Source organism: Caldimonas taiwanensis NBRC 104434, assembly GCF_001592165.1.
Lineage (GTDB): Bacteria > Pseudomonadota > Gammaproteobacteria > Burkholderiales > Burkholderiaceae_C > Caldimonas > Caldimonas manganoxidans.
The window spans coordinates 239,378-253,651 of the sequence record NZ_BCWK01000001.1; the positions used below are offsets into that span (position 1 = coordinate 239,378).

Annotated in this window: 13 protein-coding genes; 9 read left to right on the forward strand and 4 right to left on the reverse strand. The window is 68.5% G+C overall.

The window, feature by feature from the left end; genetic code table 11:
- Positions 1-8: 8 nt before the first annotated feature.
- From CTA01S_RS01255 to CTA01S_RS01265, 3 genes are all read right to left on the reverse strand, one after another.
- Positions 9-1,370, reverse strand: a complete 1,362-nt coding sequence (locus tag CTA01S_RS01255) for a methyl-accepting chemotaxis protein (protein ID WP_019561650.1) — start codon at positions 1,368-1,370, stop codon at positions 9-11.
- A 39-nt stretch (positions 1,371-1,409) separates the two neighbouring features.
- Positions 1,410-1,886, reverse strand: a complete 477-nt coding sequence (locus CTA01S_RS01260) for a chemotaxis protein CheW (protein WP_019561651.1) — start codon at positions 1,884-1,886, stop codon at positions 1,410-1,412.
- 139 nt (positions 1,887-2,025) lie between these two features.
- Positions 2,026-2,925, reverse strand: a complete 900-nt coding sequence (locus tag CTA01S_RS01265) for a response regulator (RefSeq protein ID WP_062191238.1) — start codon at positions 2,923-2,925, stop codon at positions 2,026-2,028.
- 213 nt (positions 2,926-3,138) lie between these two features.
- Here CTA01S_RS01265 and CTA01S_RS01270 point away from each other — a divergent pair, with 213 nt between their 5' ends.
- From CTA01S_RS01270 to CTA01S_RS01310, 9 genes are all read left to right on the forward strand, one after another.
- The gene (locus CTA01S_RS01270; protein ID WP_062191241.1) at positions 3,139-3,642 is read left to right on the forward strand and encodes a glutathione peroxidase; all 504 of its coding nucleotides are present in this window, start codon (positions 3,139-3,141) and stop codon (positions 3,640-3,642) included.
- Between the two features lie 47 nt (positions 3,643-3,689).
- A complete protein-coding gene (locus CTA01S_RS01275) occupies positions 3,690-4,886 on the forward strand; it encodes an amino acid aminotransferase (protein WP_062191246.1) in 1,197 nt (398 codons plus the stop codon).
- 10 nt (positions 4,887-4,896) lie between these two features.
- A complete protein-coding gene (locus CTA01S_RS01280) occupies positions 4,897-5,859 on the forward strand; it encodes an ABC transporter permease (protein WP_019561655.1) in 963 nt (320 codons plus the stop codon).
- Positions 5,856-6,680, forward strand: coding sequence for an ABC transporter permease (locus CTA01S_RS01285; RefSeq protein WP_062191249.1), 825 nt, complete (start codon positions 5,856-5,858; stop codon positions 6,678-6,680). The genes CTA01S_RS01280 and CTA01S_RS01285 overlap by 4 nt, the downstream gene beginning before the upstream one ends.
- Positions 6,677-7,651 carry an ABC transporter ATP-binding protein gene (locus CTA01S_RS01290; protein WP_019561657.1) on the forward strand — a complete coding sequence of 325 codons (975 nt, stop codon included), beginning with the start codon at positions 6,677-6,679 and terminating at the stop codon, positions 7,649-7,651. The genes CTA01S_RS01285 and CTA01S_RS01290 overlap by 4 nt, the downstream gene beginning before the upstream one ends.
- Before the next feature lie 2 nt (positions 7,652-7,653).
- Positions 7,654-8,442 carry an ATP-binding cassette domain-containing protein gene (locus CTA01S_RS01295; protein ID WP_062191253.1) on the forward strand — a complete coding sequence of 263 codons (789 nt, stop codon included), beginning with the start codon at positions 7,654-7,656 and terminating at the stop codon, positions 8,440-8,442.
- An 85-nt stretch (positions 8,443-8,527) separates the two neighbouring features.
- Entirely contained in the window at positions 8,528-10,012 is a 1,485-nt protein-coding gene (locus CTA01S_RS01300; protein WP_019561659.1) for an ABC transporter substrate-binding protein, read from the forward strand.
- Positions 10,009-11,412, forward strand: a complete 1,404-nt coding sequence (locus tag CTA01S_RS01305; RefSeq protein WP_062191256.1) for an amidase — start codon at positions 10,009-10,011, stop codon at positions 11,410-11,412. Before CTA01S_RS01300 ends, CTA01S_RS01305 begins: the two co-directional genes overlap by 4 nt.
- A gap of 4 nt (positions 11,413-11,416) precedes the next feature.
- Complete coding sequence (locus CTA01S_RS01310; protein WP_062191258.1) at positions 11,417-12,736, forward strand: tetratricopeptide repeat protein; 1,320 nt, start codon at positions 11,417-11,419, stop codon at positions 12,734-12,736.
- Positions 12,737-12,756: 20 nt separating this feature from the next.
- Here CTA01S_RS01310 and CTA01S_RS01315 read toward each other — a convergent pair whose 3' ends face one another.
- Positions 12,757-14,124, reverse strand: a complete 1,368-nt coding sequence (locus tag CTA01S_RS01315) for an alpha/beta fold hydrolase (protein ID WP_062191261.1) — start codon at positions 14,122-14,124, stop codon at positions 12,757-12,759.
- Positions 14,125-14,274 lie beyond the last annotated feature (150 nt).

The following is a 14,274-nucleotide window of genomic DNA, read 5'->3' on the forward strand; positions in this document are numbered from 1 at the left end:
GGGGGGGCTCAGGGGTGTTGCGCAGGTGGCAATCGGAACTGTCCGACGGCTTCGGACAGGCGTCGGGCGTAGTCGACCAGGGTGGCCGTCGATTCGGTTTGCTGTTCGATGGCCAAGATGGTTTGGGCCGATCCGCGGTCGAGCTGCTCCACCGACAGGCGCAGCTCTTGGGCCAGCGTGCTTTGGGCCTGCGAGAACGCGGCGATTTGCTGCACCAGGCTCACCAGCTGGGCCGTGGTTTGCCGCGTTTGCGCCATTTGCGCGCCGGCTTGGCGGGCTTGTTCGGACTGGCGCACCACTTCGGCGATGAGGCGGTTCATCGTCAGCAAGGTGTCGCCCGTCTCGACCTGGATGCTTTGCACGAGCTGGGCGATTTGCGCCGTGGCTGCCCGCGCGGATTCGGACAGGCGCTGCACTTCTTCGGCCACCACCACGAAGCTGCGTCCGGCTTCACCCGCGTTGCTGGCTTGCATCGAGGCATTGAGCGAGAGGACGTGGGTGCGCTCGGCAATCGCATGGATGAGGTTGACGATGGTGGAGATCTCTTGGCTGCGCTCGCCCAAGCGCTTGAAGCGCTTTTCGGTCTCGGCCATGGTGCCGCGCAGCGCTTCCATGCCACGCACCGTGGCGTCCACCGCATGCAGGGCAGCGTCGGTGGCGGCACTGGCCAGCTCGGCGGCTTCGCTGGAGGAGGTGGACAGCGCAGCCATCTGGGCGAGCTGGTAGGTGGCTTGGCCGAGATGGGCGGCCATGCCCTCCAGCGCGGCGCGTTCTTGCTGGGCGGTTTCATCCACGCGCAGCGCTTGCTCCCCGACGAATTCGCAGGCGCTGCGCACTTGATCGGCGATGTCTTGCACTTCTTGCAGGGTGCGGCTGGTTTCTTCGCCGAGTTGATTGATCGAGGCCGACAGGGTGCCGATGATGTCCTCGGTCACCTCCGCACGGGCGGTGAGGTCTTTGTTCGACATCTGGAACACCGTGTGCAGCAGGCCCACGACCGAGCGATTGAGGCTTTCGTTTTCCTGCGCGATGCGCTGCAGGCGTTGGCCCCGCTCATCGAGCACGCGGTCCAGTGCGGCGCCCAGAGCGCCCCATTCGTCATGGCGCTGCAGCCGGGCGCGGATCTGGGTGTCGCCGCCGGCGGCGCGCTCCAGGGTGTGGCGCAGCTGGTGCAAGGGCGCTTGCCAGCGCCGACCGAGCTGCGCCATCAGCAGTGCGCCCAGCAACGCGGCCAGCCCGAGGGCGAGCACCAGGGGCCAGGGCATGCCTTGCCCGGGCGGGGGCGCCCAATGCAGGGCCGCCCAGGCCGACACCCCGCCCAGCACGGCGGTGAGGGCTCCGCCCAGCAGCAGCTTCAGGCTCAAGTTCACACGAGGCTCCTGAGTGAGTCCATCACGCGCAGGTCGGCTTCACGCCAGACTGAGCTCGGCCGCCCAGGCTTCGAGCAGGGCGGCCGCGTCGATCACCGCCCAGGGCTGCCCTTGGGCATCGACGGCGGCGCCGCGCACGAACTCGGCCAGGGCCGGCGGCACCCCGGGGGCGGCGCCGGCGACGGGGTGCACCGGGGTGGGCAGACCGCGGAAGATCAGGCCGGCCACCTGGTCACCGTCGCCCCCCAGGAGCATCCGGCTGCCGGGGCCGGTGGGCGTGCCTTGCGCCGGATCCAGCCAGCGCAGCAGGTCGAACACCGGCACGACCGAGCCGTCCACGTTGGCCGCACCCAACAACCAGGCCGGCGCGTGCGGCACTTCCGACAGCTCGATGTCTTCGACGAACGTGCGCGCCCAGCTGTAGGGGAAGGCCAGCGCCCAAGGGCCGCAGCGCAGGCCCTGGGCCTGGGCGGGGGCAGTCGCGTGGCGGGAGGGAAGGTCGGCGGGCGGGCTCACGTCGAAGGCATCGGTGTCGGGCTAGTGTAGAGGCGCATCGGCTTCGAAAGAAAGCCCGGCCTGCCCGGTGCGGCGCCGACACGGGGGGAGACCGACGGCGTTGGCGGTTCGTCGGCGGTTGTCGGTGGTCCGTGGGCGGTCAGTTGGCGGCGGTGTTCTCGAACCCCCGCTGGAAGGCCGCGTCATAGCGGCTGATGACCCGCACCAGTTCGTCCTCGGACAGCGGTTTGGTCAGGTAGGCATCGCAGCCGGCCAGGGTGCCACGGATGCGATCGACCGGCCCGGCGCGGCTGGTGAGCATCACCACCACCGGCACGCGGCGTCCCGGCGACGGGGGCTTGCGTTTGATGGCCTTGCAGGTCTGGTAGCCATCCATCCCGGTCATCATCACGTCGAGGAAGACGAATTCGAATTGTTGTTGGGCGATACGCTGCAGCGCCTCCTCGCCGCTGCGCGCCAGATGGACCTTGAAGCCGAAGCGCTTCAGGCGCGCTTGCATGAAGCGCAGCGCGATGTCGGAGTCGTCCACCACGAGGATGTGATCGAAGCGCTCGTCCCCATCGACGGTGACGGAATTGGAGAAATCACTGCTGCCGGAAAAATCAGGCCGGCTGGGTGACATGGCGCGGGCGCGGCCCGAGGCGGCCGCCGGCATGGCCTCCAGCGCCAAGGGGGCGGCTGCGGCCGGGCGAGAGGGGGCTGCGGACAGGGCCGAGCGCTGCGGCGCGGCACCGGGCTGGCTCATTTCGTCCAGCATGCGCAGCACGTTCATCAGGTTGATGGGGCGCGGCAAGCGGCCCAGTCCGGCGCCCACGTCGTGCGCGCCGATGAACAAGCAGCGTGGCAGCCGGCCGGCCTCGCGCACGGCCGACACCGCCGCCGGCTGGTCGGCGTCGGCGATCACCAAGTCGGCGCTGCGCAAGTCCTCGACCAGGTCGTAGGCCGGCTGGCGTCGGGCGGCCAAGCGGAAGAACGACTGAAAGGTGGAGCGTTCGAAGGCGCTGAAGCCTTGGAGGGCCACCCGATATCGCATGCTCATGGGAACAAGGCTCCTGACGGCCGCCTCGGCACCCCGGGCCGGGAGCGCCGAGGCACGGCTGCATGCGACGATGTTCGGCCCCGCCTGTGGGGGCGTCAAGCCCGGAAACGTGGGGCGATGGGCTGGCGCAGGGGGGCGATGCGCCGGCCGTGCTTGGGCCCACGGCGGGCTCGGCGTACCATGTGCGGCTGGTTGACCCCGCTGAGTTGCGACATGACTTCGCCCCAGACCCGCAGCGTGTATGACTTCGAAGCCCAGGCCATCGACGGCCGCGTGGTGCGGCTGGCCGACTACCGCGGCAAGGTGCTGTTGATCGTCAATACGGCCAGCCGGTGCGGCTTCACGCCCCAATTCGCTGGGCTGGAGGCGCTGTGGCGCAAATATGCGGTTCGCGGCTTGGTGGTGCTGGGCTTTCCGAGCAATGAGTTCGGCGCTCAGGACCCGGGCAGCAACGAGGAGATCGCCAACTTTTGTCAGGTGAACTATGGGGTGAGCTTTCCGATGATGAGCAAAATCAAGGTCAACGGTGCGCAGGCGCATCCGCTGTACCAATGGCTCACCGCCCAGGCGCCGGGCTTGCTGGGCACCAAGGCGATCAAATGGAACTTCACCAAGTTCCTCATCGATCGCCACGGCCAGGTGCTCAAGCGCTATGCGCCCACGGACCGGCCCGAGGCCATCGAGCGCGACATCGAGGCGGCGCTGGCGGCCGACTGAGCGGCAGGCGATCGATAATCCGGCCATCGCGCATCGAAGGAGCTCTCATGTTTCAACACGTCGACCCTTATGGCGGCGACCCCATCCTGACCCTGAACGAGAACTTCCAGAAGGACCCCCGGCCGGGCAAGATCAACCTGAGCATCGGGGTGTATTTCGACGACGACGGCCGTCTGCCGGTGATGCGCGCGGTGCGGCAGGCCGAAGCGGCCCTGCTGCAGGACATCGGGCCACGGCCGTACCAGCCGATGGAAGGAGCGGCCAATTACCGGCAAGCCGTGCAGCACTTGATCTTTGGCGCCGACCATGAAGCCGTCCGCAGCGCCCGCATTGCCACCATCCAGACCCTGGGAGGCTCCGGCGGGCTGAAGGTGGGGGCGGATTTTCTGAAGCGCTACTTCCCGCAGTCCGAGGTATGGGTCAGTGACCCCACGTGGGACAATCACCGCGCCATGTTCGAAGGTGCGGGCTTCACCGTCCACACCTATCCTTACTATGACGCGGCCAGCGGCGGCTTGCGCTTCGACGCGATGCTGGCGGCACTGCAGGACATGCCCGAGCGCAGCATCGTGCTGCTGCATGCCTGCTGCCACAACCCCACGGGCGTGGACCTCACGCGCCAGCAGTGGGCGCAGCTCGTCCCGGTGATCCAGTCGCGCCGGCTCATTCCCTATGTGGACATCGCCTACCAGGGCTTTGGGGATGGCATCGAGGAGGATGCCCATGCCATTCGCGCGCTGACCGATGCGGGCGTGAGCTTCTTCTGCGCCAGTTCGTTTTCCAAGAGCTTTTCGCTGTACGGCGAGCGCTGCGGCGCGCTCAGCGTGGTCTGCCCCTCGGCACACGAGGCCGAGTTGGTGCTGGGTCAGCTCAAGGCGGCGATCCGTCGCAATTACTCCAGCCCACCCACACATGGCGGCCAGATCGTCGCGCGCGTGTTGCAAACGCCCGAGCTGCGCCAAGCCTGGGCCGAGGAGCTCGACGCGATGCGCGCACGCATCCAGCAAATGCGCCGTCGCTTGCATGCGGTGCTGTCGGCCCAGCTGCCTGGGCGCAATGTCGATTACTTCCTCACCCAGCGCGGCATGTTCAGCTACACCGGCCTGAGCCCCGAGCAGGTGGACCGCTTGCGCGAGGAGCATGGGGTCTACCTGGTGCGCACTGGCCGCATGTGCGTGGCCGGGCTGAACCAGCACAATGTCGAAGCCGTGGCCAAGGCCATGGCCGCCGTGTTGGCCCAGTGAAGTCACGGCCTTGGGCGCCTTCTTGCTCAAGCGCTTGGTCAGTGGCATCGCCACCTTGCTGGCGGCCTCGGTGGTGGTGTTCGTCGTGCTGGAGGTCCTGCCGGGCAATGCCGCCGAAGTGCGCTTGGGGCCCACGGCCACGCCCGAGCAAGTGGCCGCGCTGTCGGCGCAGCTGGGGTTGGATCGTCCGGCGTGGGTGCGCTATGTCGAATGGGTGGGCGGCGCCTTGCGCGGCGATTTTGGGGTGAGCGTGGCCTATGACACACCGGTGTGGACCCTCATTGCCGAACGTCTGCGCGTGAGCCTGCCACTGGCCCTGTTGGCCATGGGGCTGACCGTGGTTGCGGGCCTGTGCCTGGGCGTGTATGCGGCCGCGCGTCACAATCGCTTGGGCGACTTGGGTGTGATGACGCTCAGCCAGCTCGGCTTGGCCATTCCCAATTTCTGGCTGGCCATCTTGCTGATCCTGGTCTTTGCGGTGCACCTGCAGTGGTTTCCGGCCGGCGGTTTTCCGGGCTGGACGCAAGACGAAGGCGGCAGTCTGTGGGCTGGCCTGAAGGCCCTGGTGCTGCCGGCCGTGGCGCTGGCGGCCGTGCAGTCGGCCATCCTGGCGCGCTTCACGCGTTCGGCCGTGCTCGACACGCTGCGCGAAGACTATGTGCGCACCGCCCGCGCCAAGGGGCTCAGCCGCCGCGCCACCTTGTGGCGCCATGTGCTGCGCAACGCGATGATTCCGGTGCTCACCATCATGGGCCTGCAGTTGGGCAATTTGCTGACCGGCGCCATCGTGGTGGAGAACGTCTTCGTGTTGCCCGGCCTGGGCCGCCTGGTCTTTCAGGCCATTGCCAACCGCGATCTGGCCGTGGTGCGTGACGTCATCCTGCTGTTGGTGGCGGCCGTCATTCTGATCAACTTCGTCGTCGACGTGCTCTATGCCTGGATCGATCCGCGACTGAAAGGGGTCGATGCATGAGGGCCGCCTTCGGGCACCGCAGCTTCGTCTTGGGGGCCGTGCTGGTGCTGGCCTTGCTGCTGGCGGCCGCACTGTCGCTGGTGTGGACGCCCTATCCGCCCGAGGCCATCGATATTGCCCAGCGCTTGCAGCCGCCGTCGGCCGCTCACTGGCTGGGCACCGACAGCCTGGGGCGCGACATCGCCACGCTGCTGCTGGTGGGGGCGCAGAACTCCATCCTCGTGGGCGTGGTGGCGGTGGGCATGGGGCTGGTGTTCGGCGTGAGCCTGGGCCTGTTGGCCGCGGCGCGGCGCGGATGGGTGGAAGAAGTGGTGATGCGTGTGTCCGACTTCGGCTTCGCCTTCCCGGCCTTGCTCACGGCCATCATGCTCACCGCGGTGTATGGACCCGGGCTGTTCACTTCCATCGTCGCGATCGGCCTCTTCAACATCCCGGTGTTCGCCCGACTGACGCGCGCTGCGGCCAAGGCCGTGGGCGCGCGCGAGTTCATTGCGGCTGCGCGCGCCTGCGGCAAGGGCAGCTTGCGCATCACGCTGGAGCACGTGCTGCCCAACATCGCCTCGGTGATCATCGTGCAGGCCACCATCCAATTCGCCACGGCCATCTTGGCCGAGGCGGCGCTGTCTTACCTGGGCCTGGGCACCCAGCCGCCCCAGCCGTCCTGGGGGCGCATGCTCAGCGAGGCACAAACCCAATTGTTCCAGGCGCCGCAACTGGCGCTGTACCCCGGCATCGCGATCGCGCTGTCGGTGCTGGGGTTGAACCTCTTGGGCGACGGGCTGCGCGACCTGCTCGACCCGCGTCTGGCGAGGCAGCGATGAGCCGCAGCCTGCTGGAGGTGCGCGATTTGCGGGTGACGCTGCGTACCGCGCGCGGGCCGGCCGAAGCGCTGCGCGGCCTGAGTTTCTCGCTGCAACGCGGGGACACGCTTGGCGTGGTGGGCGAGTCGGGCTGCGGCAAGAGCCTGCTGGCACTCACGCTGATGGGCCTGCTGCCCGATGGCGCCCGGGTGTCGGGCTCTGTGCGCTTGGACGGCCGCGAGCTGTTGGCGCAGGACGAAGCCGCCTGGTGCCGGCTGCGGGGCCATCGCATCGCGATGGTCTTCCAAGAACCCATGACGGCGCTCAACCCGCTGCAGCCCATCGGTCGCCAAGTGGCCGAGCCGCTGCGCCTGCACCGCGGCCTGGATGCCAAGGCCGCGCGCGCCGAGGCCCTGCGTCTGCTGGAACAGGTGCGCATGCCGCAGGCCGCACGCCGGCTCGATGCCTATGCGCACCAGCTCTCCGGCGGCCAGCGCCAGCGGGTGCTCATTGCGATGGCCCTGGCTTGCCAGCCCGACCTGCTCATCGCCGACGAACCGACCACCGCGCTGGATGTGACCTTGCAGCGCGAGATCCTGCAACTCATGGCCGACCTGGTGGCGCAGCGCCACATGGCCCTGATGCTGATCTCGCACGATCTGGCGGTGATCGCCCGCAATGTGCGCCGCGTGCTGGTGATGTACGGCGGCCTGGGCGTGGAACAGGGGCCGGTGGACCAGGTGCTGCGCCGACCCCTGCATCCCTACACGCGCGGTCTGCTGGCCGCCCGCCCGCGGCTGGGCGCCTCGCGCAGTCAACGGCTGCACACCATCCCCGGCCGCGTGCCGGAGCTTGCGGACCTGCCGCGCGGCTGCCCCTTTGCCGACCGTTGTGCGCATCGTGCGGCGGTGTGTGACGATCGCCCCATGCCGCAGGCCGCCTCCCCACAGCACGAGGTGGCCTGCGTGCGCTGGGCAGAATTGATGGCCTGACGATGTCCCCAGCCTTGCTCGTGGTCGATCATCTCAGCCAGCGCTACCGCCTGCCGCGCACATCGCTGTGGCAGCCGGCCGAGACCGTGCTGGCGCTGGACGATGTGAGCCTGCGCATCGAGGCCGGCCGCAGCCTGGGCGTGGTGGGCGAGTCGGGCTCGGGCAAGTCCACGCTGGCGCGCTTGGTGATGGCGCTGGAGCGGCCCACCGCGGGCACCGTGCGGCTGCTGGGCCGGGACTTGCACCGCCTGGCCCCGGCCGAGCTGCGCCGGGCGCGGCGCGACTTCCAAATGGTGTTCCAAGACCCCTATGGCTCGCTCGATCCGCGCCAGACCGTGGAGCGCATCGTGGCCGAGCCGCTGTCGGTGCTGGACGAGGTGACGCCCACCGAGCGCCGCCGGCGCGTGGCCGAAGCGCTGGAGGCCGTGGGTCTGCGCCCAGCGGACAGGGCCAAATATCCGCACGAGTTCTCCGGCGGCCAGCGCCAGCGCATCGCCATCGCGCGCGCCTTGGTCACACGGCCCCAGCTGATCGTGGCTGACGAGCCCGTCAGTGCACTGGACGTGTCGGTGCAGGCCCAGGTGCTCAACCTGATGCGCGATTTGCAGCGCGACTTCGGCCTGACCTACCTCTTCATCAGCCACGACCTGGCGGTGGTGGACTACCTGTGCGACGAGGTGGTGGTGATGCAGCATGGACGCATCGTCGAGCGCGGCGAGGTGGCCACCGTCTTTCGCGCCCCGCAGTCCGACTACACCCGGGCCTTGCTCGCTGCAGTGCCCACGCTGTGAGGGGCGCTGGCGATTGCCCGCTCGCACCATTCATGGTGGAATGGCAGCGCAGGCATTGCTTCCCGTTCGTTCCAGGAGGGTCTCCATGAAGTGGCATCTTCGCCTCGTCGGCGCCTTGGCCCTTGGTGCCTGGGCGGTGTGCGCCACCGCGCAGGCGCGCAAGGACGGCGTCGTCATCGGCATGACGCTGGAGCCGCCAGGGCTGGACCCGACGACGGCGCCAGCGGCGGCCATCGGCGAAATCGTCCACTACAACATCCTCGAAGGCCTCACCAAGATCCACATGGACGGCAAGGTGGGCCCGCTGCTGGCCGAAAGCTGGACCATCTCGCCCGATGGGCGCAGCTATGTCTTCAAGCTCAAGCGCGGCGTGAAGTTCCACGATGGCGAAGACTTCGACGCCTCCGACGTGAAATTCAGCTTCGAGCGGGCCAAGGCCGAGGGCAGCACCAACAAGGCCAAAAAAGCGGTGTTCGACAACATCACGCGCATCGACACCCCCGATGCCTACACCGTCATCCTCACGCTGGACAAGGCCGACGGGACCTTTCTGTTCCGCCTGGGCGAGAACACCGCCGTGATCCTCGACCCCAAGAGCGCGGCCACCACCAGCACGCGCCCCATCGGCACCGGTCCGTTCAAATTCGACAATTGGGTCAAGGGCTCGTCGGTGACGATGAGCAAATGGCCGGGCTACCGGGATGCGGCCAGCGTGCGACTGAACCGCGTGACCTTCCGCTTCATCAACGATCCGGCCGCCCAGGTGGCCGCGTTGCTGGCTGGCGATGTGGACGCCATCCCGCGCTTCCAGGCCACCCAAAGCGTGGGCCAGTTCCGCAACGACCCGCGCTTCAAGGTCGAAGTCGGTGGCACCGAGGGCAAGACCATTCTGAGCATCAATCATCGCCGCAAGCCCTTCGACGACGTGCGCGTGCGCCGCGCCGTGGCCCATGCCATCGACCGCCAGGCGCTCATCGCCGGTGCGATGGACGGCTTCGGCACCCCCATTGGCAGCCACATGGTGCCCAGCGATGCCGGCTACGTGGACCTCACCGGCATGTATCCCTACAACCCCGAGCGCGCGCGTGCATTGCTCAAAGAGGCCGGCGTGAGCACCCCCTTGAACGTCACCCTCACGCTGCCGCCACCGGCCTATGCACGGCGCGGCGGCGAGATCATCGCGGCCCAACTCGCCCAGGTGGGCATCCATGCCAAGATCGAGAACGTCGAGTGGGCGCAGTGGCTCTCGGGCGCTTTCAAAGGCCAGTTCGACCTGACCATCGTCAGCCATGTCGAGCCCTTGGACATCGCCATCTATGCCAACCCCGACTACTACTTCGGCTACGACTCCAAAGCCTTCCGCAGCCTGCTGGCCAAGTTCAACGAAACCACCAGCGACACCGGCCGCCTGGCCGTGCTGGGCGAGATGCAGCGCCTGCTGGCCACCGATGCCGTCAACGCCTTTTTGTTCCAGCTGCCCCACATCGCCGTGAGTCGCCGCGGCCTGCAAGGCATCTGGAGCAGCTCGCCCATTTTCGCCAACGACATGGCTGCGGTGCGCTGGCAATGAAGTCCGAGACCCCGACCGCCCTGCACGACCTCTCAGCCACCGAGCTGCTGCGGCAATACGCCCGCGGCGCGCTGTCACCGGTCGAAGTGACCCGCGCCCTCATCGCCCATGTCGAGCGCTGGGAGCCGCACCTCAAAGCCACCTATGCCTTCGACCCGGACGGCGCGCTGGCGATGGCGCGCGCCTCGGAAGCACGCTGGCGCCGTGGCGAGGCCCGGGCACTGGACGGCGTGCCGGTGATGATCAAAGAAAACATCGCCACCCGGGGCGTGCCCACCCCGCTGGGCACGGCGGCCACCGAGCTCGTGCCGGCCGAAGACGACAGCCCTCCTGCGGCGCGGCTGCGCGAGGCCGGCGCGGTGTTCCTCGGCAAGACCACCATGCCCGACTACGGCATGCTGTCCTCGGGCTTGTCGAGTTTCCATCCGCTCACCCGCAACCCCTGGGACTTGCGCAAAAACCCGGGCGGCTCCAGCGCCGGGGCCGGGGCGGGCGTGGCCGCCGGCTATGGCCCGTTGCACCTGGGCACCGACATCGGCGGCTCGGTGCGCCTGCCTGCGGGCTGGTGTGGCATCGTCGCGCTCAAGCCCAGTTTGGGGCGCATCCCCATCGACCCGCCCTATCCGGCCCGCGTGGCCGGGCCCATGACCCGCAGCGTGACCGATGCGGCGCTGATGATGGGCCCGCTGAGCCGACCCGATGCGCGCGACCACATGAGCCTGCCTTGGCAGGACCTGGCCTGGCTCGACCTCGACCGCGACCTCAAAGGCCTGCGCCTTGGCTTGCACCTGGAAGCCGGCTGGGGCCAGCCCGTCGATCCCGAGGTGCGTGCCGCGGTGGAGGCCGCGGCGCGGGCCTTCGAAGCGGCTGGTGCCCATGTCGAGCCGCTGGCGCCGTGGTGCGACCGCGGCATGATCGAAGGGGTGGACCGCTTCTGGCGCACCCGGTTCTGGGTCGAGATGCGCAAGCTCACGGCCGAACGGCGAGAGCGCATCCTGCCCTTCGTGCGTGCCTGGGCCGAAGGCGGTGCCGGCTGGAGCGGCGAAGACCTCTACGAGGCCTACAGTCAAACCCTGGTCCTTCGCAAAGCCACGGTGGACGCCACCCAGCCCTACGACTATGTGCTGTCGCCGACCGCGCCGATGGCGGCTTTCGAGGCCGAGCTGCCGTGCCCAACCAACGACGTGAGGCGACCTTTCGAGCACATCGCCTTCACCTTGCCCTACAACATGAGCGAACAGCCGGCGATCTCGATCAACGCGGGCTACACCGCCGAGGGCTTGCCGATCGGCCTGCAAATCGCCGGCCGCCGCTTCGATGATCTGGGCGTGTTGCGCATGGCCCGCGCCTGGGAGCGCCTGCGGCCGGCCCAGCGCCCCTGGCCGCAGCCGCCCGCCTGAGGCCATGCGAGACCATCGCGGCTGCCCGGTCGGCACCGCCAGCGCGGCGGCGCTGGATCATCTCGAACAGGCGCTGTGGCGCCTGTCGTCCTTCTACGGCGACCCCTTGGCCGATTTGGAGGCCGCCAGCGCAGCCGACCCTGACTGGATGCTGCCGCACGTGATGCGCGCCGGCTATCTGCTCACACTGACCGAAGCCCCCCTGCGGGGCCCGGCCCGCCAGGCCCTGGAGACTGCGGCGCGCTGTCGCGGCCACCCCCGCGAGCAGGCCCACCTCGGGGCCGCGTGGCGCGCCTGGGCGGGCGATTGGCAAGGCGCGTGCGCCCAGTGGGAACAGCGGCTGCTCGAGCACCCCTGCGACCATTTGGCCTTGCAGCTGGCCCATTTGTTCGATTTCTATCGGGGCGATGCGCGCGAACTGCGGCTGCGCGTGGCGCGTGTGCAGCCCGAATGGCCGCGCGACGACGCGCTCTATCCCTATGTGCTGGGCATGTACGCCTTCGGGCTGGAAGAAAACCATCTCTACCCCCAGGCCGAGGCCGTCGGCCGCCAGGCCCTCGAAGGCGGCGCCCGCGTGCCCTGGGCCGTGCATGCCGTGGCCCATGTGATGGAGATGCAAGGCCGCCATGACGAGGGCCGCGCCTGGTTGCAGTCGCAGCGGCGCAACTGGTCGGACGATGGCAACGGCCTGCGCGGTCACAACGCCTGGCATCTGGCGCTGTTCCATCTGGAAGCGATGGACCTGGACGGGGCCTTGCAAATCTACGACCTCGAGCTCGCCCCGCTGATCGAAGGCGGCCTCACGCTCCAGCGCTTGGATGCAGCTGCGCTGCTGTGGCGACTGCACTTGTTGGGGGCCGAGGTCGGCCACCGATGGCACGTGCTGGCCTCGTGCTGGGCCGGTCAGCCCCAGGGCACCGGGTACTACGCCTTCAACGACGTGCATGCGCTGATGGCCTGCCTGGGAGCCGCAGACAGGGCCGCAGCCCAAGCCCTGCTGGATCGCGCGAGCGCGCAGGCCGAGGTCGCCGCCCCCTTGCAACGCGCCATGGCCCGCGAGGTGGGCCTGCCACTCATGCGCGGGCTGATCGCCCATGCCACCGAAGACTGGGACGCCGCCGTGACCCAACTCGGCCCCTTGCGCGCCGTGGCGCACCGCTTCGGCGGCAGCCATGCGCAACGCGACCTCATCGACCTCACGCTGCTGAGCGCCTGCGCGCACGGCAGCCACCGCGCCTTGGGCCGCGCCCTGTTGAACGAGCGGCAGCTGGCCAAAGGACCCACGCCGCTGATCGCCCATTGGCGCAGCCGGCTTGGCTGCTGATCCTGCGCCCAGACGGCGCCTCACAAGCCAGCCATCTGGACTTGCTGGAAGAAGCCACGTATCAGCGCCATGCAAAACGGCGGCACCAGCGTGCCGTGGTATTCGGCGGCGACATTGTCGGATTGGGTTTTGGCGTTTTGGAAGCCGGCATAGAGTGCGTCGCCCACCGAGCCGGCCGGCAAGGTGTCACGGTCTTCCAGGTCGAAACTGATCGCTTGCAGCGAGGCGGGCAGGCGGCTGTTCAGGTCGTCACGCATCGCAAACTGGTTGATGCTGGCGGGCACCACCGGGTCTTGCGAACCCGTGCACATCGCCACCGGGCGGGTGGGTGTCCAGCCCAGCAAGGTGTTACGCGCCATCGCACGCCGAAAACCGTTGTTGGCATTGTTGACATAGTCCTGCCGGTAGCTGTCCAGGATCAGGCCGTCGGGGTGGGTGTCGTTCTGGAACAGCTTGGCCGTGAACGTGGGGTCGTTGGGCAGGCGGCCTTGCATCACCAGGGTGTCGATCGAGGACGTGCTGGGCAACAGCGACTCGATGGTTGCTGCATACAGCGCGTTGTAGGCTTGCGCCGGGCTGGTGTAGAGATCGCCATAGGAGCGCTGATAGCTCGTCAGCAACAACGGCGTGAAGAGCACGGCGCCCGCGTTGATCACCAGGTCCTCGTTGATCCGGCGTCCGAACTCGGCCAGGTTGTATGGCCCGGCCATCGGCCCCGAGGCGGCCACCGTGAACTCGCCGGCATGATCCCGCTGCAGGGCGCGGTGGGTGGCCATGGCCACGTGGCCGCCTTGCGAGTAGCCGGTGACGAACAGCGGGCCGGTTGGCTGCGCACCCCCGGCAGCCTGCAGCGCCCGGCGCGCCGCGCGCAGACCGTCGATCATGTCCACCGCCTGCGCCTCGGCATTGAGATAGGGGTGCCAGCTCAGCGAAGAGCCGGCGTAGCCCAGGTAATTGGGCGCCACCACGATGTAGCCCTGGGCGGCGAACATGGCCAGCACCAGCTGCACCTCGGGGTCACCGAGATTGGCCATGTTCTTGTTGCGATCGACGCTGGTGCCGTGCGCATACAAGACCACCGGGCGGCTGCCGGTGCAGGCCGCTGCAGTACCCGTGGGCACCAACACGCCGGCCGAGGCCTCGGCCTCGTCACCGTGCGGGTCGCGCGTGACATACCGCACTTGCAGCGCCGACACGGCGCATTGCGCCGCGCCGGACAAGGCTTGCAAGCCCGAAGACTGCGTGGCCGCGTCGATCTGCGCGGCGCTGAGGCTGCCTGCGGGCGTGGACTGCAGCAAGGCCCCGCGCGGCGCATCGCCCCCGCCGCAAGCCGACAACAACAACGAAGCCGCCACAGCCAAGGCGGTCAGGGATCTCGACAGCATCATCAAAGGCCTCCTGGACCAACAGTCACACGACGGGATTGACGAAAACGAACGACCGTTCACAATTCCAGGCCTCACTATAGAAACCGCGCTGCCGCGCATCCACCGGGCAAAACCCTGCCCAGGGCTTGCCCTAGGGGCCCCCGGTGGGCG